22 protein-coding genes and 1 pseudogene are annotated in these 22,672 nt (G+C 35.5%); 4 read left to right on the top strand and 19 right to left on the bottom strand.

The annotated features are described in order from the left end of the window. Positions 1–3 precede the first annotated feature (3 nt). The 9 genes from D0S48_RS06400 to D0S48_RS06440 all read right to left on the bottom strand — a co-directional run bounded on the left by D0S48_RS06400 (position 4) and on the right by D0S48_RS06440 (position 8,152). Positions 4–879, bottom strand: coding sequence for a transcriptional regulator CcpC (locus tag D0S48_RS06400; protein WP_151110703.1), 876 nt, complete (start codon positions 877–879; stop codon positions 4–6). A gap of 112 nt (positions 880–991) precedes the next feature. Beyond that, positions 992–1,444, bottom strand: coding sequence for a cyclic-di-AMP-binding protein CbpB (gene cbpB / locus D0S48_RS06405; protein ID WP_151110705.1), 453 nt, complete (start codon positions 1,442–1,444; stop codon positions 992–994). Positions 1,445–1,660: 216 nt separating this feature from the next. Continuing rightward, the gene (gene fadH / locus D0S48_RS06410; RefSeq protein WP_151110707.1) at positions 1,661–2,431 is read right to left on the bottom strand and encodes a 2,4-dienoyl-CoA reductase; all 771 of its coding nucleotides are present in this window, start codon (positions 2,429–2,431) and stop codon (positions 1,661–1,663) included. Positions 2,432–2,670: 239 nt separating this feature from the next. Further along, positions 2,671–3,534, bottom strand: a complete 864-nt coding sequence (locus D0S48_RS06415) for an aminoglycoside phosphotransferase family protein (RefSeq protein WP_151110709.1) — start codon at positions 3,532–3,534, stop codon at positions 2,671–2,673. An 835-nt stretch (positions 3,535–4,369) separates the two neighbouring features. Next, the gene (locus D0S48_RS06420; RefSeq protein ID WP_225321704.1) at positions 4,370–4,738 is read right to left on the bottom strand and encodes a DUF4181 domain-containing protein; all 369 of its coding nucleotides are present in this window, start codon (positions 4,736–4,738) and stop codon (positions 4,370–4,372) included. Positions 4,739–5,035: 297 nt separating this feature from the next. Continuing rightward, a complete protein-coding gene (locus D0S48_RS06425; protein WP_186318120.1) occupies positions 5,036–5,764 on the bottom strand; it encodes an amino acid ABC transporter ATP-binding protein in 729 nt (242 codons plus the stop codon). Between the two features lie 27 nt (positions 5,765–5,791). Beyond that, positions 5,792–6,457, bottom strand: coding sequence for an amino acid ABC transporter permease (locus tag D0S48_RS06430; RefSeq protein ID WP_144537847.1), 666 nt, complete (start codon positions 6,455–6,457; stop codon positions 5,792–5,794). 33 nt (positions 6,458–6,490) lie between these two features. Then, the gene (locus D0S48_RS06435; RefSeq protein WP_144538243.1) at positions 6,491–7,273 is read right to left on the bottom strand and encodes a transporter substrate-binding domain-containing protein; all 783 of its coding nucleotides are present in this window, start codon (positions 7,271–7,273) and stop codon (positions 6,491–6,493) included. A gap of 315 nt (positions 7,274–7,588) precedes the next feature. Then, positions 7,589–8,152, bottom strand: a complete 564-nt coding sequence (locus D0S48_RS06440; protein ID WP_151110711.1) for a flavodoxin family protein — start codon at positions 8,150–8,152, stop codon at positions 7,589–7,591. Positions 8,153–8,268: 116 nt separating this feature from the next. On the opposite strand from D0S48_RS06440, the gene D0S48_RS06445 reads away from it, so the two are divergent. Then, entirely contained in the window at positions 8,269–9,183 is a 915-nt protein-coding gene (locus D0S48_RS06445; RefSeq protein ID WP_151113731.1) for a LysR family transcriptional regulator, read from the top strand. Between the two features lie 210 nt (positions 9,184–9,393). On the opposite strand, the gene D0S48_RS06450 is transcribed toward D0S48_RS06445, so the two are convergent. The 6 genes and pseudogenes from D0S48_RS06450 to D0S48_RS06475 form a co-directional block, all read right to left on the bottom strand. Then, positions 9,394–9,930: a GrpB family protein gene (locus D0S48_RS06450; RefSeq protein ID WP_151110713.1), complete on the bottom strand. Its 537-nt coding sequence runs from the start codon at positions 9,928–9,930 to the stop codon at positions 9,394–9,396. Between the two features lie 83 nt (positions 9,931–10,013). Continuing rightward, a pseudogene (locus tag D0S48_RS20860) lies at positions 10,014–10,197 on the bottom strand (hypothetical protein); the annotation flags it as partial. A gap of 624 nt (positions 10,198–10,821) precedes the next feature. Next, positions 10,822–11,919: an L-dopachrome tautomerase-related protein gene (locus tag D0S48_RS06460; RefSeq protein WP_144537841.1), complete on the bottom strand. Its 1,098-nt coding sequence runs from the start codon at positions 11,917–11,919 to the stop codon at positions 10,822–10,824. Between the two features lie 249 nt (positions 11,920–12,168). Further along, complete coding sequence (locus D0S48_RS06465; RefSeq protein WP_151110717.1) at positions 12,169–13,305, bottom strand: zinc-dependent alcohol dehydrogenase; 1,137 nt, start codon at positions 13,303–13,305, stop codon at positions 12,169–12,171. Between the two features lie 24 nt (positions 13,306–13,329). After that, positions 13,330–13,692, bottom strand: coding sequence for a spore coat protein (locus D0S48_RS06470; protein WP_144537838.1), 363 nt, complete (start codon positions 13,690–13,692; stop codon positions 13,330–13,332). A 16-nt stretch (positions 13,693–13,708) separates the two neighbouring features. Continuing rightward, the gene (locus D0S48_RS06475) at positions 13,709–13,915 is read right to left on the bottom strand and encodes a spore coat protein (RefSeq protein ID WP_144538241.1); all 207 of its coding nucleotides are present in this window, start codon (positions 13,913–13,915) and stop codon (positions 13,709–13,711) included. Between the two features lie 179 nt (positions 13,916–14,094). On the opposite strand from D0S48_RS06475, the gene D0S48_RS21305 reads away from it, so the two are divergent. Both D0S48_RS21305 and D0S48_RS06485 read left to right on the top strand, forming a co-directional pair. Next, a complete protein-coding gene (locus D0S48_RS21305; protein ID WP_151110719.1) occupies positions 14,095–14,286 on the top strand; it encodes a spore germination protein in 192 nt (63 codons plus the stop codon). A gap of 131 nt (positions 14,287–14,417) precedes the next feature. Next, the gene (locus D0S48_RS06485) at positions 14,418–16,100 is read left to right on the top strand and encodes a sensor domain-containing protein (RefSeq protein WP_144537834.1); all 1,683 of its coding nucleotides are present in this window, start codon (positions 14,418–14,420) and stop codon (positions 16,098–16,100) included. Positions 16,101–16,152: 52 nt separating this feature from the next. On the opposite strand, the gene D0S48_RS20565 is transcribed toward D0S48_RS06485, so the two are convergent. Next, complete coding sequence (locus D0S48_RS20565) at positions 16,153–16,296, bottom strand: hypothetical protein (RefSeq protein WP_154311225.1); 144 nt, start codon at positions 16,294–16,296, stop codon at positions 16,153–16,155. 534 nt (positions 16,297–16,830) lie between these two features. Between D0S48_RS20565 and D0S48_RS06495 the strand changes: the two genes are divergently transcribed. Continuing rightward, positions 16,831–17,685, top strand: a complete 855-nt coding sequence (locus tag D0S48_RS06495; RefSeq protein WP_151110721.1) for an AraC family transcriptional regulator — start codon at positions 16,831–16,833, stop codon at positions 17,683–17,685. Between the two features lie 763 nt (positions 17,686–18,448). Here the strand turns inward: D0S48_RS06495 and D0S48_RS06505 are convergent. From D0S48_RS06505 to D0S48_RS06515, 3 genes are all read right to left on the bottom strand, one after another. Continuing rightward, the gene (locus tag D0S48_RS06505; RefSeq protein WP_151110723.1) at positions 18,449–18,904 is read right to left on the bottom strand and encodes a hypothetical protein; all 456 of its coding nucleotides are present in this window, start codon (positions 18,902–18,904) and stop codon (positions 18,449–18,451) included. 280 nt (positions 18,905–19,184) lie between these two features. After that, entirely contained in the window at positions 19,185–20,201 is a 1,017-nt protein-coding gene (locus D0S48_RS06510) for a phosphotransferase (protein WP_151110725.1), read from the bottom strand. Positions 20,202–20,550: 349 nt separating this feature from the next. Next, a complete protein-coding gene (locus D0S48_RS06515) occupies positions 20,551–22,590 on the bottom strand; it encodes an EAL domain-containing protein (protein WP_191963880.1) in 2,040 nt (679 codons plus the stop codon). Positions 22,591–22,672 lie beyond the last annotated feature (82 nt).

The following is a 22,672-nucleotide window of genomic DNA, read 5'->3' on the forward strand; positions in this document are numbered from 1 at the left end:
CCTTTATTGGAATTTCTTCGCATGTTCATTAACAATTTTTACAAAAGCGTCAACTTGTGGAAGGTCAAAAGAGGCGTCGTAACCTATTAACCATGTATCTCGAGTGAGTTCAAACTCTTTTTCGTTATTCGTTAAAGGTATCTTATTCACATTTTCATGGCCTGTCAGCGTAATTGAAGGTAAAATAGCATAGCCAATCCCATTTAGCGCCATTTGTTTACATGTTTCAATTTGGTCGACAATAATCTGACGCTTAGGATTTACAGAAAAGTGCTTTTGCCACCATTGCTGAATTTCTTGGTAATAGTTCGAGTCACTCTTAAATTGGATTAATGGCTTTTCTGTAGTCAAAACATCGTCAATAGCTGTCATGTCTTTGTCAACCAAGTATAGCGTGTCTCTAAATAAGTGCAGTTTGTTCCCTTTCCAATCTGTTTGCCCACGCACAATTCCTATTTGAGCTTCCCCGTCATATATTGCCTTTACAATTTCTGAGCTCCAGCCGGTTAACAAGGAAATTTTAGCCTCTGGATAAGTTTGTACAAAGTCCTTTAGCACTTTGGGTAGCCAGTTTTGACCTACAATAGAGGCACAAGCAATTTTTAATGTTCCATGAACCTTAGAGCTCAATGATTGAATAGCTTCGAATACTTCTTCTCTTTGCAGTAGCATATTATTGGCAAACTCAATTACTAGCTCTCCTTCTGGAGTAGCAGTGAGACCTTTTTGCGAACGTAAAAACAATTTTGTCTGCCATTCCTTCTCAATTGTTTGTAGGCGAAGAGATAACGCTGGCTGAGAAAGGAAAAGTCTCTCTGCAGCTTTTCGCATATTTTGTTCTTCCGCTAATGTTTTGATAATAAGATAGTCCGAATTCATTTTTTAGCCTCTTTCTTTAGAATGTATTCTTTAAATAATAGGAGTTAACTTTAGGTGGATTCACTATAAAAAAAAGGCCCTCTGTAAAAGGCCTTTTTCTGTCTATATATAATTATACTTGAGATTCCTGGGATTGGTATAAATACTTCTTCATTTGCTTTAGAATAACTCTTCTAGTTAAAATCCCCATAAATGTTCCTTCATCATCCACGACACATACATATGGATTATTAACTAACAGATCTAAACCTTTTTGGAATTTTTCTTCAATATGAATAGAGGCAATGTCTTTTTTCATAATTTGATCAACTTTTAGATTTGGCAAACGCTCATATTCAATATGTTCTAAACCAAGTATTTCATCTGTAATCTGTTGAGTGCTAATCAATCCTTGAAGGCGATATTTAACGTCAAGCACAGGAATGGATGAATATCCCGTTTTCGTTAATACCAAAAGTGCATGTTCTGCATTGTTGCCTAATTGCACATGAGCAACCTTCTCGGCTGAAATAATGAAATCCTTAATGGGAATTTGTAAAAAATCCTTACTACTTACAAATATCATTGAATCCTACTCCTTTGTCTGTTTTCATTAATTGAAAACACAACCTATAAAACTATGATAGCATATGAAAGGAATAAAAAACTATGAAATCGCTTACAATTTATTTATATTTTTTTAGACTTAGTTGGTCAATTTAACACCAAGGTACTCCACTAATGCTCCCCAGCATATCCCACTTATATTTTTATCTACCTTATAACTAAAATAAATGATTTGTTAAAATGGGAATTGATTTAACCATTGTCCACCATCAAGTGTCACAATTTCACCATTCATGTAGGATGCTTTATCGGACATAATAAATGTTGCCAGATCTCCTATTTCCTCAGGCTTACCTAAACGTTTTAAAGGCACTGCTTGAATTGTTCTTTTCGCTGCTTCTTCTGATTCCCAGAGCTTTCCTGCTCCCCCAGTGCGCTCGATAGGACCTGGAGCGATCCCATTTACTCGTATGCCATATTTACTGCCCCATTCTACTGCAAGAGTTCTAGTTAAAGACATAACACCTGCTTTTGCTGCTGCAGAGTGGGCCACACCGGCTCCTGCTCCCCATGCATATGTGGCTAGCATATTTATAATGGAGCCCTTCGTTCCTTTATTGATCCAATAGTTGCCTACAGCACTAGAACAATAAAACGTACCATTAAGTACAATATCAATCACTGTCTTCCAGCCATTTGGAGAAAGCTTGGCTGTCTCTACAATAAAGTTACCAGCAGCATTGTTAACTAATCCATCTATACTGCCAAAAGTCTTGTCAGTAAATTCTACCATTGCTGCAACATGATCGGGATCTCTTACATCCATTTGAAAAACTTCAATATGGTCCCCATGCTGCGCTATTTCTAGCTTTGCATTTTCAAGCCTTTCCTTGTCCCGACCCGTAATAACTACGTTCGCTCCCTCAGCAACGAAACTCATTGCCATGTATTTACCCATACCGTTAGATCCACCAGTAACAATAATCGTTTTCCCTTTCAACAACATATAAACACCCCTTTATAAATTGAATGAACATTCACTCAATATTTTAGCATAACAAGTATGTAAAAGCACTCTCTCTTTTATTACATTGAATAAGTGTAAGAACGGGTAGATTTCCACATTTTAGATCACCTCTTCAATTCTTAATGATTATCGAATCATTAAAAAGTAATATTCTCAAAGATTAAATTTATATGAAGAGACATCCTAAAAAATAGAAAGAGTGATAAATAAATACGATTTTATATTAATAATTTTTTTAAACTCACTATATTTTCTTCGAGAAATAAAGCATTTTTTTCAATTCCACGACGTTTACACCACCCGATACTATTGAAGGCATCTGTAAATCGATAAAAAGGCAAAACAACTTCTAAATCAATTAATGGTCTGATACTGTTATACCCTTCTTGATAAGCTTGATACAAGGCAGAATCGTAGTGTAAAAAATCACGATACAATTTGGTAAAATCGATTTCAGTTGAACCAAATCGTACTGATTCAAAATCTATTATTCCTGAAACTTTGTTACCATCAACAATTATATTTGCTGGACGAAAATCCATATGTATAAAGCTTGGTCCATCTGGGGAAGGGAGCTGTTGTTTCATTTGTTCAAAATTTTCAATGGCTTTTATGAATAAACGTTCATCCAAAACGTCTTTTACATCCTTAGCGAAACTATAAAATTGTTGTTCGACAAAATTAGACCAGTTTGGAAATTCATTTTGTATGTCGGAAAATTCTTGCACAACAGACGGTTGAATTGTATGCATCGAGGCATGAAGGACCCCGACTTGAAATGCTACTGAGGGTGAAGCCTTAGATGTTAACGTTATTCCTTTTAATTCGGATAATATAAAAGCTCCCGGACACTCCTCATCACCAGACCAATAATCCAACAGTTCGGGAATAGCAAAACTTCCTTTTAAAATTCCATAGGCCTCTAACTCCCGCTTAAACTTCAATTTTGTATAAGGGATTTTCAAAAAAATATTTTTACCATTTAGCAAATAACATTTATAGACTGTTGAACTATAGGAATCTTCAACCTCATTAATTGATAGTACCTGCAACCCAAGTTGTTCAAAAACACGTTTTAACATCAAACTTACCTCCCTTTTTGTAGCGCTACCTTTGATTTCACTAACAATCTAATTTATTCTACAATTAACCTGCTACGTTAGTACAATAAGAAAAAGTACAGGCACCTGCTTATTCAAGTAGTCGAGTAGAAGGGAACCTCTCTACATTACGGTAGATTGTGTTCCACCCCCCTCACAGAACCGTGCTTGCGCTATTTACGCACACGGCTCCTCCAAATCATCATTCACAAAATGGTGATTCCGCTATCCTCAATAGTTTAGTTTACATATATTATTTCTACCGCTGTGTGTAGTAAATGTGTCCCTAGTGAGGGTGATCATTTGGTAGCAGCCTTTCCTCCATCGGCATTACCCAACTTCATTGGTACTACGCTGCTATCCGACTCCCTACAACGGCATTTGGTTTCCTCGCTTATTATCGCTTGTACACCATACTCTTCTATAAGAAGAAAAGACCGGTAGGGCCTCCCGAGTTGCCGTATCATATCGATGTATGACGTGCCAAGGTCTCTGACTCCAGAGAGGCTTTATCCTTCTTGCCTTTAACGATGGATAAAATGTAGCTTTCTGCCGTGCTTAAAGCATCAGCCCTCTCGATTTACTAACATTATGGAGCTCAATCCCTTCAACCGTTTGGCTTTCGGCCCGCCACCTAACTGTCTACGCTTAAAGGCTAATGTTACCATTAGCCCTCCAAGACTCGCTACGAGTGAATGGCTAGTTCTTTCTCAACGGGAATCCCACCCGCTATATGATACGACCTAGGCTCGGCCGCACAAGCACTCTTTAATTTAAGTACAATCCTTCGCAATATCTATCTCCTCAGTAAACTATATCAACTCAATAAGGGAAGAAAATACTCTATATTATACATAATAATTACACTTAATATTATAAAAATAATTGTAGTAACATATTGTTTTGAGTTCTCCAGGTACTTCCACTCCAGAAAAGCCTGAAAACCCATTAACAATGTTATATAGACGATCCAGTACCACTTTATAATATTGGTTGAGTCACCGAAAATAACAAACGGAAGTGTGAATAAAAAGATAAGTAAAATGATTCCTCTTCCCCAACGGTCAATTCTTTTACCGGAAGTTTCAGAAATCTTTTTCTTTTCCACACGAAGTAATTTGTTTATTATTTTTTCTAACAAAAATCCTATAAATATTAGAACGATAAAAAATACCAAAAATCTCAAAGCAATTCCCCCTCTATTTTGAAACAAAACAAAGACACTAGAATGACTATTAATATTAACATAAATATCCAATAAAAAATCACCTCTCAGAAAATCAGAGAGGTGATTTTAATTTATAATCCAACTAAAATGTGAATATTAATGCATAACTTTACAACTACGGTTACTAACTAAGTTGTAAATGGACAAATTGTCCAATGACATTATAGTTGGTAGCTCAAAATTCAATAGGTTTAAAAGTCCAAGTACAATTAAAATACGCGGTCATGCCTAGATATATAAACAAAATTTCATATTTTATTTCAGAAATGTCGTCTTTAAAAACTCCTGTGTTCGCTCTTCCTTTGGATGGCTGAAAAATTGCTCAGGGTTGCCACGCTCGACAATTTTTCCATCGTGCATATACACAATCCAATCCGCTACTTCTCTAGCAAATTCCATTTCATGGGTAACAACAACCATCGTCATTCCTTCTTCAGCCAATTTTTTCATGGTTGTTAAAACTTCTCCCACAAGCTCGGGATCGAGTGCCGATGTTGGCTCATCAAAAAGCATAATTTCTGGTTCCATCGCAAGTGCTCTAGCAATCGCCACCCGTTGCTTTTGCCCGCCTGATAGTTTACTGGGATAGACATCTAACTTATCCTCCAAGCCTACTTTATTCAGTAATTGTTTTGCTTTCGAGATAGCCTCCTCTTTGTCAACTCCTTTTACCATAATAGGTGCTTCGATAATATTTTCCAAAACAGTTTTGTGTGGGAACAAGTTAAAATGCTGAAATACCATTCCTACCTTTTCCCTAATTTTATTGAGGTTATCGGTGCCTGGGTCGACTTCATTTCCTTTAATTATAATATTGCCGTTATCCTTCCTTTCTAAAAAGTTCAAACAGCGAAGAAGAGTACTTTTCCCCGAGCCACTCGCTCCTATTAAACAAACGACATCGCCCTCGTAAACTGTCATATCGATATTTTTTAATACATGTAAGTCTCCATATGATTTATTCAATTGATTAATTTTAATCATTTCCTTTGTGTCCAATGTCCTCGTCTCCTATCTGTCACTTACTGCTAATTTCAGTTCAAATCGGTTCACTACGAATGTCAACAGCGCCACTAGCAATAAATAGTAGACTGCTACAATGAGTAAATAGGTCATTTCGTCAAAATTATTGGATCCTAGTGTTGTCGCCACATTGAACAGTTCATTCATGGAGATAAATGCGGCTAACGAAGAATCTTTTAACCCGATGATAAATTGGTTGCCTAAAGGCGGCAGCGCTCGGCGGAATGCCTGCGGAAGAATAACCCTCCGTAATGTCAGTACTTTTGTCATCCCCAAAGAGCGTCCTGCCTCCATCTGTCCTTTATCGATTGCCTGAATCGCTCCTCGAAGGATTTCGGAAATATAAGCTCCATTATGTAACGCGAGGGCAAATGAAGCAGCCCAGAAATCAGGAAGGAGGAAAATCTCGCTTATTCCGAAGTAGAGGATAAATATTTGAACAATTAGCGGTGTTCCGCGGACCAAATAGACATATGCATCTGAAATGAATTCTAATATTTTTATTTTAGAGATTTTTAATAAGGCAAAGAAAAGACCAATAATTATTCCGAATAAGATAGAAACAGCAGTCAGCTCTAATGTTAAAATCATGGCTTGTATGAATACATCTTTTGTTTCTATAAGTGTGTGAAAAAAATGTGAAAAACTTGGCAATGTATCTTCTTCCTTTCTTTCCCTGGTATTGATTTATTCCGGTTTAATGGTAATATCCTCACCAAAATATTTGATGCTAATTCGAGTTAGGGTCCCATTTTCCCGGAGTTTCTCCAGCGCTTCGTTTACTCGCTTCAATAGTTTTGGATTATCCTGGGGCAGCACAATCGCTTGTTCACTACGATCAATTAACTGCTGCTCTTTAATCTTAAATCCTCCCTTTGCAGCATTTTTCCCAGTAACAAAATCTGTGATTACCGCATCATGACGTCCGCTGCTTAATGCTTGTAAAGCTGTAATATCACTGTCATATGTTTTTATTTTGTCTGTATACTTAGAGGCTGTATCGGCATAAGTCGAACCTTTTGCTACAGCAACTTCTTTTCCCGCTAAATCGTCGACAGTCTTAATTTGACTGTCCGGTCTGGTGAAAATTTGCGGTCCAGAATAATAGTAAGGCGTAGTGAAGGAAACATGTTCGCTCCGCTGCGAATTAATCGTGTGGCTAGCAACAGCTGCATCCGCACGGCCTGTTTTTACCCCTTCTACAATCCCTTTGAATTTAATTCGCTTTTGAACCGGCTTAAGACCCATTTCCTTAGCGATGGCTTCGCCAACCTCAATATCAAAGCCTGACATGGTGAGATCATCATTCATATAACTAAATGGTTTAAACTCACCAGAAGCAGCAAAAACAAATTGATCTTTATGTATAAGTTCAGATCCGTCGGCAAGCTTATCCTTCTCGGCACAAGCAGATAAAAAGCAAATCACGATCAAACTGAAAACCAATATTAACTTTTTGTTCAACCACATGCTAACTATCAATCCCTTTCACTCTTTTTTATTTCTACAATACCCTTAGCTAACTGAGTAGCTAACTAATGAATGTTAATTACCCCATTTACTCCCCGCATAAACAAAAGAGTGTCAGGCACCTTTAATGGTGACTGACACTCTTTGTATATCACATACCTTACACGTTTCATTTATGAAAGGGCTAGTCTCGTAGATGGGTACCTACTGCCTTTTTACTGCTACGGCTAGAAATGATCTAATTATACCTCATTTACTTATGATATTTTCTCTAAGGAGCTCCGATTCTCTACCTGTAGTTGCTTTCATAACCATCTATTCTTCCTCAGCGTATAGTTCTGATTTGAGTTTTTCATTTAACCAAGCAGCTTGCAATAAAGCGCGACTGTCTTTAAGTATTTCCTCCGGTTGATTAGCTTCTCCAATAATATAAGATGAAAAAGGCATATTTAAAAAGTCAAATGTATATTGAAACTGCTGAATAAGAGGCAGCCCCTTTATCCTTGGGTCATCGCCACCAACAACTACAACGATTGCTCGTATTGTTTTTAAATGCTCTCTCAAATTTGGATATCTTTCATCTCGAATTGCTTGACTAAATCGGTCTATCATATTCTTCATTAAACTTGACATACTATACCAGTAAATCGGTGTTGCAAAGATTAACACGTCGCTTTTCATTATTGCTTCAACCAATCTATCATAATCATCATTAACTGCCTGAAAGCCATTTCTTGTATGACGTAAATCCTCAATCGGTCGAATGTATAAGTCTTTTATATACACTTTTTCATGTTCAATATCTTGTACTACAAAATCCGCCAAGAGTTCGCTATTTCCACCTTTTCTCGAACTACCAACAAGTATTTTAATCTTCATATTCCGTACTCCTTCCTATGCATCGCTGTGTAAAAAGTATATAATTGCCTCAAGAATCAATAAAGCTGAATATAATGATTAAATTAATCGGATATTTCGATATAGAGGTGGAAGCATTGGAAAAAAAGCATTTATATACATTCTTAACTGCTGCAAAGACTTTAAATTTTACTCAAACAGCTAAAATGTTGGATTATGCACAGTCAAGTATTACAGCACAAATCAAATCAATAGAGGAAGAGCTAGGAACACCTCTATTTGAACGATTAGGGAAACGGATTTTCCTTACAGAGGCTGGTATGCAATTAAAACATTTTGCCGAAAAGATGATCAAACTCGATAAAGAAATGCGCGATGCAGTAACAGGTGAAAATGAACTTAAACCAATCTTGACAATTGGTGCACAAGAAAGTCAATGTACATACAGATTACCGGTTATACTACAGGAATTTATACAGTTGCATCCTCAAGTCAAACTAATATTTAAACCTGTCCATACGAACGAAATTGCAAAGAACTTATTACAAACTGATACTCTAGACTTGGCATTCATCACCGATACACGAAAGATTGTGTCAACCATCCATACTGAAACTTTGCTAGAAGAAAATATAATGCTAGTCGCACCCCCTACACATCATTTGCATAAAAAAGAAAAACTGACTTTAGAGGAAGTAGCAAAAGAAACGATTTTATTAACCGAAAAAGGCTGTTCTTATAGAACACAATTTGAAAGTAAGTTCCAACTAGAAGGAATATACCCTGACAACGTGATAGAATTTGTCAGTATTGAAGCTATTAAACAATGTGCGATTGCAGGATTGGGCATTGCACTTTTACCCAGAATGGTTGTGGAAAAGGAACTTAACAGTGGTTCGTTACTACAATTACCTATTTCTTTAGCATTGAATCAAATTTATACAGAGATAGCTTGGCATAAAGACAAGCATATCCCCTCTTATTTAGAGGATTTTATTCAAATCGTTCGCGGGCATTACAAGAACATTCAATGTAAAATGAAAGAAACCTGAAATACTGCCTTCAGGTTTCTTGTAAGTAAAGATACTGTACATCAATTTTTTCTTATTCAAGTTCTCCCCCCCTTTAAAACTCTTATTAAATTAAACTAAACTGCTGCATAAGTTCAATAGAAAAAAAGCTTTACTCCTTCTTGGAGTGAAGCACCCATTAGTTGAACAAGATACTAAAAAATATTAATTATTATAGGCACACTAAATACATTATTTCATAACTCTCTCTAATATCTCACTAACAAATTTAGTTTTACCCTCAGTGTAAGTTGCTCTGTCTATCGCATTCTTTGCCAAATATTTCTTTAACTGTTCATACTCAGCAACTGCCTCTGTATTGTTACGAAGATAATTTCTAAATGCTAAATGTCTGGCTAGTTCTTTACTATCTTTATTGCACACATATAAATGGTGTTCAATCCAATTTGTATTTTTTTCATCCCACGGAACTAATGGATCCTTTCTTCCAAAGGCTTCTCTACCCTCAAAACTCCAATTTTCTTGATGATAGTAACCTATCTTTTTAAGACCTTCTATAACAGCAGGGAAAACACAATAATCTTCTATTACTACATCTATATCTAGAATTGGTTTGGCACTCAGCCCTTTAACTGATGTGCTTCCAACGTGTTCCACGCATATTATTAAATCACCTAAAGTTTTTTTAAGGAAACCTTCTAATAATATGAATGATTTTTCCCATTTCTCGTTGTATGTAACTATTACAATACCAGACAGATTACTCATCCGAATTCATTAAAACTAATTTAATCATTATTTTTCTCCCCCTTATAATTGTAACTTCTATAAAACAGTATTCAGTTCCTTCTTATTAATATCCCTAACCAGCCTCTCGGAGGAAAAGCATTTCCCATTGCAATGTCTTGGAAGGATGAACAATGTGCCAGCATTTTGGCAACATCCATTTTACCCCATTGTGGTTTTGAATTTCGGCTTAAATTGTCTATTCGTTAAAATTTCCTCTGAGTCCGATTGATTAAAAATATCCTTCATTTTTGTAACCCCTTTGCATATTTGTTACCACATATCGCTAATTGATTACTGAACTAAATGCCCATTTATTTCAACAAGAAAATAGCATTACCCCATCTTGAAGTAAAGCACCCGTTAGCCATCCATGAAGCGCAAAATCAGTGCTTAACCACAGAGAATGAGAATGATTAGTGGAGTCTATACTAATAATCTACCGGAAATAATAGACTTATTAATGTCCAATCTCACTTTTTCTAACTATTAGACAGGGGTCTTCTTAATTATTAATTTGGATATATCTTCTTCCCCATAAAACACTCTAACTCCTTGATTACAAATTCTAAGAAATAGCTGGAAAAACAGCGGCTCCTTTACTTACTAACATTTTATAAAAGAATGAATAAATACGTTTAAAATATTCAAACACATCAGATTTCCATCACTAAAACTTAATTCAGCAGTTGATTATAATCGTACCCACTTCACCATTTGCTTCTTTTTCATCTGAGGGTTCGTTTTTAGAATAAGGTAGATCTTTTATTGTAGTTTATAATCTTAATCGTTTCTTGCACAGATGCCTGTTTCTTATTTACTGACAAAAAAGGCAGCTCCCCCATGAGGGATAGCTACCTTCGTTTAAGTTTATTATGAAAAGGTAGGAGCAGGGAATTCATCAATTCTCATACGAAATAAACTGTATGGTTTTTCCCGCAAGTCTCTTCCATAATGAAATCTCGCCTGCCGATGTAATTGATTCACTATGACATATAAGTATTGATCGGGGCCAATCGAAAAAGTATCCGGCCATAAAATTCTCGGGTCATGTGCGATGGTTTCCATTACGCCATTCGGCAATATCTTCCGGATACTGTTGTTTTCGTAGTCTCCCGCATAAATGGTTCCTTTTGCGCCGGTGATCATTCCATCAGACGCGCCTTTTTCCCCCCAATACTGCACATATTGGGATAAATTAATGTCCTGTATCCTACTGTCTCTTAGGGCTTCTGTTGAGATTGAGAACAGCTGTCGGCTGGTTAGCGGAGCATAAAATAAAACCTTTCCATCAGAAGAAATTGCTAAACTATCGGAAGCCAATTTAAATGGGAAAGTCGAGCCGTCCGGGTTTCGATTCATCAAAATTTCACCTTCTACTTTCGGTAAAAAATAGGGATCAGGTGAAGTTGATATTGCCCCATTTAACCGTCTAAACGCGTTCCCACTTTCTAAATCTACGACAATAATGCCCCCTGGCCCTCTGGAAGAAGAATCTGTTATATATGCATAGCCTGCTCTTCCAACCCGAAAATCCAAACGGACATCATTCAAATAAGTTGTTAGCAAGACAACATCTTCTGTAAAGGTATATACTCTCCTTATTGTATTCGTGCTTAAATCAACAGCAATTAATTTTGCTCCCCCTTGAATAGGTTCAGAAAAATTTGGTGCCCCTGTGTCTAATACCCAAAGTGTTCCTCTTCCATCAGCAACGATACTTTGGACACTGACGAAAGACATCGTAATATTTCTAGTATTAACCAAATTAGCTTCTAAACTGGGATAAGGCTGCAATTCACCCTCAACAATTTCCGCCACAGTAAATTGAACGTTGTCTCCCCATTTCGGAAAGCAAACAAAAATACGACCAGTTTCGGAAACGCTGACACCTGTAGGCATAGCCCCATAAAAAGCATGCACCAGTTCAAACTGCCCAAAATATTTTTCCATAGGTAAAATAGGTTGCATGTTATCCTCCTCATCAAATTTGAACGAATATACCTATATATGCTGAAGTTTTCTTTTAATGCCTAGTAATTGATAATTATTTCTATCGTGATTGGATGGGGACAATCCATGTTTATACAACAAATTAACAAATTCTGATTAAATAATATTTCATCACGAGCATTTTTCTATAAAGGAATAAAATTATTAGTCTTTCCAAAATCTAAAAAAGCATCTCATAAGAGATGCTCGAAAACTAACCCGGTATATTTACGGTTTTAGTACAACTTTTATACAGTCTTCCATTTTGGTGTCAAATATTTCATAACCATGCTTAGCTTGATCTAAAGGAAGTACATGAGTGACAATATCACTTGGATCAACCTTACCTTCTGCAATTAAATTATATATATGCGGCATGTAGTGAATAACTGGAGCTTGGCCAGTCCTAATATTCACATTTCGTTGAAAGATGTCACCCAATGGGAATGCATTATAACGTGCCCCATAAACTCCTGTAATTTGAATTGTTCCACCTTTGCGAACAGCTTGACTTGCAATTACTAGAGCTCCCATGGCTCCTCCTTGTAATTTTAGACCAGATGCAAGAAATTCCAGTGGAGTCATTTTTCCACTCATTCCTACACAGTCAATGACTACATCTGCTCCACCCTTTGTTATTTCCTTTAAATATTCACCACAATTTTCATGATCTTCAAAGTTAACTATCTCTACGTTATTCGTACGTTTTGCATGTTTTAAACGATAACCAACGTAATCAACTGCAATAACTCTTTTAGCACCTTTTAGCCACGCGAATTTTTGTGCTAACAGACCAACTGGACCGCATCCTAAAATTACGACCGTATCCCCTGCTTTCACTCCCGCATTGTCTACACTCCAAAATGCTGTTGATGCAGCATCTGCAAGTAACACTAAACTTTCATCCGCTACTTCACTGTTTTCTGGAATCTTAAAAGGTGTAAAATTAGCATATGGAACTCGCATAAATTCCGCTTGACCACCTGGGAACCCACCCGTCGTATCTGAGTAACCAAAATATGCGCCCATTTCTCCATTTTCATTCGCATTGTCGCATTGACTTTCTAATTCATTATTACAGTACCAACACTGACCACATGCTATATTAAATGGGATTATAACACGATCCCCTTTTTTAACTTTCGTTACATCCTTACCGACTTCTTCTACAATTCCCATAGGTTCATGTCCAATAACATAATCCTCTCCTAGGTTCGGTATCATCCCATGAATTAAGTGTAAGTCTGATCCGCAAATGGCAGTAGTAGTAAGTTTAACTATAATATCATCCGTTTTTTGGATGCTTGGGTCTTTCACGTTTTTTACCTGAACATTTTTAACACCTTGAAAAGTAACAGCTTTCATTATTGAAATCTCCTTCTTTATTCATTATTTCTTCGGTGGGCTTGGAAACATTCCTTTCCGATTTGTAACGCCCGGAAAGAGATTTAAATTAGCTATATCTACTGCATTTTGAGCGGATTTAATATCCAAAAGTTTTTGAAGTTCCAAATCATATGGGTTTAACCATTGTTTTTTTATCATGAGATCTACAATTTCGGAATATAAGGCAATGGTTACATCAAGTTGCTCCTGTAATAACTTTCTAATTGTAGGTGTTGCCGTTTCTGTCAATGCAATTGAAAGGTTTCTAATCCCAGTTTTTGTTGATAACAAAAATTCAAGGGCTATCCCTGAATCAGTAAGTTCCGGCATGCCAACAGAATTTATAGGGTCTAAATAGTCATTCATACGATCCGACCTCCGATTATTTTAATTCAGAATTTGAATATAATTTAATCATTGCAGTTAAAGCAGGTATAGATTGTTTTACGTCCTTCTCCAGTAGTGCTTTTAGATCTTGGTCAAAAACGATACCTTGCATCATTTTAGATTTGAGTAAACATACTGTCTTAAAGTTAATTACTTCATGAAATTCCAAAGTTTCATGAAGTGCTAATTTTTTTTCAAACATTCCTCCACCTCCGAATTTTATCATCCATTGAAGATTGCCCTAAAAATGAGATTTATATTCAGAAAAATTAAGATCCTTAAACGGTGTGTATTATTAAAATAGATTTATAATCTTCAAGAGAAACCTTCCATTTGACTTTTATTCGTGACTAATCTTTTTCCAATGTGTTACCACAAGACATGTTAGAAGTTCTCACCGAAGATGTAATTGCTGTAAGCGAAATTAAAGTAGTTAGCGACTGGAAAAAACTACTAATCGCATTAATGTCGAGTGAAACTATTAAGCTCATCGATGGAATAAGCAAAGGGCTTTGTGCAAACACACAAGGTCGACAGGGACGGTCTGTTAAGGAAACTACTACAGATGTTTGATCATTCAAATTCGTTTCTAAAGAAGTCCCTTGCAAGTGTTGTGAATCTGATTTCACCTTCATATTCTCTTCTCTTTACCGATAAAAAATAAGATTAAGAAGTAATTTATGTTGGGTCATTAGGGGGTCACAATGAAAGAGCGAAATATAAAAGGATTAAGCCAGACAGAGTTGACTTTGATTGAATACTCATATGGTTTGGATTCTTCAATAGATGGAATTGGCATTACAGATGAAGATGGTAAATTTGTATTTGCAAATGAAGCTCATGCCACCATGTATGGATTTACTAAAGAACATCTGTTGAATAACACCTGGCATATTTGCTACGATGAAGAAGCATTGCAAGGAATTTTAAATTCTTCTGTTATTCCCATCTTAAATGAAAGAGGGCTTTGGAGAGGCGAAACAGTTGGAACCAGAGTAGACGGAACGAAATTTCCGCAAGAGCTTACGCTTTCCAAAGTCGAAGAAACAAACAAAATTGTTTGCGTTGTAAGGGATTTAACCGACATTAAAATCAAGGAACAACATATCGATTTCCTAGCAAATCATAATGAATTAACCAATCTTCCTAACAGAAGAAGTCTTGAAAGAAAACTTGCCAACATAAAGCATTCCAGTACAGTTTCAGTTCTATTTATGGACATCGACAAGTTGAAGCTGATAAATGATAAGTTTGGACATAGAGTGGGTGATGCGTTGCTAGAAGGAATAGCTGAAACATTAAAATCAATCCAAAATGAATCCATCTCTGTGTTCCATTTAAGCGGTGATGAATTTATCGTATTAATCACCAATAAAAGCCAAGATGTTTCTCTTATGATTGCTGAACAGATTATTGAACAAATCAAGGTTCCTTATTTCATTGAAGGAAATGAAATATATGTTACTACTAGTATAGGCGTAAGCTACTTTCCTTCTGATAGTACCGAATTAACTGAACTGGTAAATCTTGCAGACATGGCTATGTACTCTGCAAAACAAGCTGGCAAAAATAATTTCAAAATCTTTAATAAACGCCTAAAGGAAAAGCAAGACCAAAAAATTAAAGTTGAAACAGAACTGCGGAAAGCAATTGAAAATAATGAGTTTCTTCTTCATTATCAGCCTAAGATAGATTTGGCCACTTTAGAACTCAATGGACTGGAAGCGCTAATTCGTTGGAAAAACCCCGTGCTTGGTAATGTACTTCCTATGGATTTTATTCCAATTGCTGAAGAAACAGGCTTAATAGATGAAATCGGGAAATGGGTTATCAAAGAGGCTTTAAATCAGATTTCTAGATGGGAGGCAAAAGGATATTCTCTTGTTAAAGTGTCAGTGAACGTTTCTCCTCATCAGTTTCGCTATACCAAATTAACTGAGTATATAGAAATGTGCATGATGGCCACAAAGGTGGAACCTAAATATTTTGAGGTTGAAGTGACAGAAAGCGTTTTTGAAGATTTTGAAATAGTACTTCCTATCCTTTCACAATTAAAAAAAATGGGTATTGGCATTTCGATAGACGACTTTGGGACGGGTTACTCTTCTCTAAGTCTATTAACGAAACTACCCGTAGATACGTTGAAAATTGATCAGTCTTTTATTCGTGGCGGAATGCACGACTCCAAGGACTTGGCTCTAGTTAAATCAATAATTGATATAGGAATAAATTTAAACCTAAATGTAGTTGCTGAAGGAATTGAAACAGACAAGCATGTAAATCTCCTTAGGAAGTTTGGATGTCCCAGTGGCCAAGGGTACCTGTTCAACCCACCTTTAACTGCGGATGAAATTGAAGAAACCTATCTAATTCCTTTAGTCCAATAAGAAAAACTTTTATGGCCAACAAAAAAATATCTCAAAACAGCCACCTACCAAATTAACGGTTGGTGGTTTCTATTTCATCTGATATACAACAATATTCTGTCAGCTCACCAAAGTTTTCATTTGAAATATGTAGTAGTTGGCTTAATTTATCCATTGCTTTTTCTCGAGGCATTTTCTTCATCATGGCCTCAATCAATCGTTTTACTTCTTCTTTTTGTTTATTATCCCATGTTTAACAACTCGACTCTATTTTCATACAAAAACATCCACATTCATCCAAATGTATTAAATGCGATTTAGTTTCAAATTGTTCTTTTTAATAAAAATCAACATGATAAATGCTTCCCAAAAAGGAGTGAAAGGAAGCTTGCTCCTTGACTCCACCAAGACGAAAAGTGTTTGTAAAGCCTTCTACTATTCCACTCATTATATTAAACACCTCATCGAATTCTCGCACCGCATGAACGAAGGATTTCAAACGCTACTTTTTTGCTGTTCCTGTGAGGTTCCTAACGAAACAGCAAACATTGCACCCCCCAGTGAAAAGCTAGTAGATTCTTATTACACATTACTTAAGAATTTTATTTCAACGTAACTTTTAGGATACCCCTTTATTTTGGTGAATTAAAAGATAAAATTATTTATAGAAATGAATCCTGACAGAACAGAGCATTTAAAGACAGGTATTTAATGTGAAATAATTTTACTATTTAATTAAGGAGGAAATAGCATGTCAGCTTGGTTAGAATCGTTACAAAAAGCAATTAACTATATCGAAGAAAATTTATTAGAAGAAATTTCGATAGAGGACATTGCAAATGAAGTAAACTCTTCTGCATTCAATTTTCAACGAACATTTGGATTATTAACAGAGATCTCAGTAGGTGAATATATTCGACGGAGAAGATTGACTTTGGCGGCAGATGAGTTAAAAAGAACAGACTGTAAGGTTATCGACCTTGCATTTAAGTACGGCTATGATTCTCCCGAGGCTTTTTCAAAAGCCTTTAGGCGTCAGCATGAGGTTTCACCAAGTGACGCTAGGAAAAATATTGGCAAGATCAAATCATATAGCCGCCTCGTAATAGAGGTGAGATTGAAAGGGGCAGAACCAATGAAATATCAAATCGTAGAACGTGAAGGCTTCCAAGCAATAGGTGTAAAGAAAGAATTTTTACTTGAGAATGAGGGCAATTTAATCGGAATTCCTAAAATGTGGGATGAATTAAATGGTGATGGCACTACTGACAAGCTAGCACAAATTAATAATGGACAAATTAAAGGAGTTCTTGGTATTTGTGTAGCAAAACCTAATGAGAAAATTGACTATTGGGTTGCTACAGAATATGCAGGTGACGTTAAAGAAGGATTTGAAGTAATCGAACTTCCAGCTTCTAAATGGGGTGTTTTTGAAGTACATGGTCCAATGCCTGATGCAATGACAAAAGTTTGGAAACAAATTTTTTCTGAATGGTTCCCTGCTAACGGATATCAACATGCAGGTACTCCAGAGTTCGAAATGTATACAGAAGATGATCCATTCAGTCCAGATTGCTATTCAGAAATTTGGGTTCCATTAAAATAATTTGAAATAGATGTCCCATTAGTCGACGCCAAAACGACTAGTGGGATTTTTGAATGGAGGCTAGATATCCTTTCCGAGACTTAACGGAGTGTTATCAGAGACCAAACCAGGCAAGGAGGCTTTATCTTTGAGTAAACTAATATTTATATAAGCACGGTGTATCTGCTGGTTTTGAATAAAGATTGATTAAAACACAGCTACAAATGTTGATTCTAATAGTAAATTATAGCCCCTATTTTGAACAAAGATTGATTATTTCGGTAAGCGAATATTTAACGAAGCACCCGTTAGCCATCCATGTAGCGCAAAATCAGCGCTACACCACAGAGGATGAAAATGTTTATAGAACGGGTATAGGATACTACGGCTGGGAAAGGAAGGTCGATCAACTATGGTGCCATAGAGCCCATCCGTTAGTCTGACTACAACGACCACGGTGCATCACAGACTGTCGCTCCCTTACGGGAAGCACTCATGGGAGATTAATCCTACTCTGGTTATTGCACCAGCCTTCAATACTATTTGCCGTAGAAAGGATGATTACAATGGAAGTAATCATTGATCGTGCATGTAGAATGGATGTCCATAAAGACTCCATTACTGCTTGTATTATAACGCCTTTCTTATTGAACTAAAGGGGAAGGTTAGTTTAATAAGAAGTATTGAAGCTAGGATTAATACCTAAAGTAAATTGAAGGACAGATAATGGAGAGGCTTTACTCCTTCTTGAAGTAAAGCACCTCGTAAGTTGAATAAAGAATTGTTAACTTTGATGAAAACTTGTTTCATCGGGAATTAAACTTTTGATTAATGCAACATCACTTTTTAATGCATTAGGTACAAAGAATTCCGTCCCCCAGTGCCCCGAATGAAACGCAGACACCATATCCTTGTCTAAATTAACAGTGAACCACTTGAACTCTCCTATTTTATTTAAATAGTTATTCAATAAATAATCTGAAAGGGGAGCCTGTTTTTGACACCTAAATATAGTGAGATTTTCTCCCTTAACGATCTCTTGTTCATTTTTACAGAGAGATTTAATCTCTGAAATAGTTTCAATCTCTTCGTTCCAACAATGAATTTCAATTGTATTTGAACATGTTAAAAAGTGTTCGAATAATACTGTCCAATAATCGTAATTTCCGTTTAATGGCTTTGGAAAAGTTGATTCATCATCCGTGTAGGTTGGTATATTGAAAGCTAAATTATATTGCATACTATTCCTACCTCACATGCCGTTTTGTAACTAACCACTAATGATAATTCAATAAGAAAAAAGAATTGCCTAAGCAACACACATTTTTAACTAAAGCATTCGTTAGTTTAATAAGAATCCTCAAAATTGGCATTATATATGTTTATGAAAATAATCTTTCATAATTTTTCCAAATTTGCAAGTCCTGATTAAACAACCTGCACCTTTAGTTGAATAACATTAATGGCCGTTTACTGATAGCCCTGTTCCTATAAAGCACACCGTTAGTTGAACAATAACCCTAATTTTTGGGAATCATTTTCAATAATTTTTCGCCACGCTGTTTATAAGCCTCAATGTGTTCTCTTAATATTTCTTCATTATTAGTTTCTAAGATTTTAGTTGTATTTCTTACGAAGTTCCAATTTATGCAGCCAGATAACCATATTAGTGAAGATAGACGGCCAATATCATTTTTACAAAGAAAATCATTTATTTTGTAACCATTTATAAAGGCATTTGCAACAATTGGAGACATCTCAGTTGAAGCTATTCCATTTGTTCGGGAATACCATTTGATTAGCCAAGCTAACCCCTCAATCCTATCGCTGTAGCCTATAGACTCAAAGTCAACAATTCCTTTTATTTTTTTACTTTTATCCCAGATAATATTAAGTGGATTTAAATCTGATTGTATTATAAAGTCATAATGCTTCGTTCTTGCATTTTCTATATGATATTCGGTTGTTTCAAGATATTCATCGAACATTTTTAAATTGTTTAATGAAATGTAAGTTGATTTTAATTTATTTCGAAGATTATCAACAAATTGGGAATAACCAACAAGTTGAGATTTCTTCGGGAAAACAGAACTTTTACTTTTATATAAACTGGAAATATCGTGAATTTTTCTTGCCATTTTACCAAATTCCTCTGCAATGTACTCATCACAATGAGTTAAATGTTGGCCTTCAATCCATTCAAAAAGTATAAAACGATAAATTCCATTTTCCCATTCAATAGTAGTAAAAGGTATATCTTCTAAAGCGGGTAGTAACTGCATAAACGGAATTTGATTATTTACAAGGAATCGACAAAAGCTTGTTTGTTCAATTAAAGCATTATTTGAGATTTCACCAAATGCATTGTTTGGGGAACGATTATTACTAATGAATCTTGCTGAAAAAGATTTTCCATCAGCAATTATTTTGTAATGGAGGTCACTATTCCAACTTCCTTTGTGTAACTCTTTTTCAATGAATAATGATTCGTTTCCTAATGAGTAAGGTTCAAGTGCTTTTTTTAATAATTGGTACAATTTTTATTTCCCCTTAGAGTTACTTCTTTTAACTATAGAAATAAGGCTGTTTTACTTGTTCAATTAAATTGCTGCGTTCGTTCAATTAGGAGTAATGATTTTAATTTAATGGATCCTGTATTAATATGGGGAGAAGGTGCTATTTCTTCTTCTTTTAAATATCGTTAGTGCTACTCGTATTGAGCGCGATAGTCTGTAGTGCACCGTCGCTGTTGGAGTCAGGCTATTGAATTGTTGTATGCAAGTATCTTCCGGTTCAAAATCTTAGCCCAAGAAGCTAAACTATTTACATTCAAGGATAAAAAAAGCCACATTTAGAAAAAGACGTCTCCAAATGTGACCTTCAAATTTAATAATAATTCATATATGACTTGTTTATGTCCTCTATCGGAACTGGACGACTGAAAAAGAAACCTTGGGCCTTTTGACAGTTGGCTGCTTTTAGTATTTCCACTTGAGTATCCTTTTCTACTCCTTCAGCTATTACTTCCATACCAAGGCTATGAGCGAGACGAATAATTGTAGTTGCGATTGCAGCACTCTTTTCATCTGTTTCCATATCCTTTATAAAAGACTGGTCAATTTTAATAATGTCAATTGGATATTTTCTTAAATAGCTAAGAGAAGAGTAACCCGTCCCAAAATCATCAATTGAAATTACCACCCCTATGTCCTTTAATTCCTTAAGAATAGTGAAGGTATCTTGCAGATCAGTCATCGCACTTTCTGTAATTTCAACTTCTAACGATGAAGGCAATAAATTATACTTATTTATCTTTTCTCTAATTTTTGAGGCAAAGTTATCTTGCTTAAATTGCTGTGGAGAAATATTCATAGCAATTCTAACCATTCGGTAGCCCTTATCTTGCCAAAGCTTTAATTGGCTACAAACCTCTTCCAATACCCAGTCTCCCAATTTGAAAATGATTCCTGACTTTTCAGCTATTGGTATGAAATGCATAGGCGATACATATCCAAATTTTCTATTGTTCCAGCGTAACAAAGCCTCGAACGAATTAATCTCCCCAGTTAATAGATTAACTTGCGGCTGATAATGAATAGATAGCTCTTCCTTTTCAATCGCTCTTCTTAAATGCGACTCCATCAAGGCCTCGTTTGGAAACGATAGATTCATTTGCTCCTGAAAATATCGATAATGGGCTCTTCCCCTATCTTTAGCTACATATAAAGCTTGATCTGCCTTTAATAGAAGTTCATCTTGTTTCTGTCCATCATAAGGGAACATTGAAATCCCAATAGAAGCTGTACCGAAGTATTCTTGATGATCTAGATAAATAGGCTTGGCAAGCTCTGTTAATATGCTTTCAGCAAACTGGCTAGTTTCATCCTTCGTTTTACCTTTTAACAAAAAAACAAACTCATCTCCGCTTTGTCTATAAAGGTTACTCGATATATCAATATAAAGGCTTAACCGGTCAGCAATTTTTTTTAAAAGCTCATCTCCAGAAGTGTACCCCAAAGATTCATTAATCAATTTAAACCGGTCCAAATCTATTCGAATAATAGAGATTTCACTATTTGTTTTAGAAGCTTGCTTGATATTTTCACTTAGGTGCTCCTTCAATGCACGTCTATTCCATAAACCTGTTAAGTGATCATGGTATACAAGATAAAATAATTGGTCTTGTTCCTCGGAATCACTAATAGTATTACGAAGTACTAAATGTAAACCTTTAACCGTACCACCACTAATGATTGGTATTGCTTTTAAATAAGTGGAGATGAAATGTCCTTTTTCATGCTGAATTAAGCAATTTTGCATTTCTGTAGAATAACCACTCATTGTCTGTTTAATAATAAGCTGAAAGTTTCTTAGAGATTCCTCACTAATATATTGCTCAATCGGTTGATGCAAAAGAGTTTTCTCTTCGTAGCCGAAAACCTTTAAAATAATTTTATTGGCGTATTGAATAATACCCACTTGGTCAATAATAAGAACTGTATCTATATTATTCTCAATAAGAGAAAAGTATTTATCTGTAATCTCTGAGGAATTATTTATTGGAAGTTGATTTGTTTTATCGTACATCATCATTCCATATATATCCTTCTCTTCGTTAATAGCTACTATAGAGATATCAAAAGTGTATTGTTTATCATTTAATAACAAAACATAATTGCTATTAACATTTTGTTGTTCATCTTTAATATTTGCAAATAGTGGTAACAGTTGAGACAATAATTCCTCACTAAAAGTGTTGTTCTTAATATGTGCCTCTCCCCAAAAATTGGTTGCCGCTTTATTTGTATAAATAATCGTATAGGTACTGTTTTTGTTTTTTTTAAATAGGCAGGTTAGTAGGTTTTGCTGTTCATGAATCATATCTACTAAGTAATTATTTTTCTTAAGCTGTTCGTTATTGTTCATGTAATCCTCCAGTTGCCTCATACTAAGACATATCACTAAATCTACACATTATACTATATTATATCGTCAGATAATTACATCT

It is taken from the genome of Psychrobacillus sp. AK 1817 (assembly GCF_008807035.1).
GTDB lineage: Bacteria > Bacillota > Bacilli > Bacillales_A > Planococcaceae > Psychrobacillus > Psychrobacillus faecigallinarum.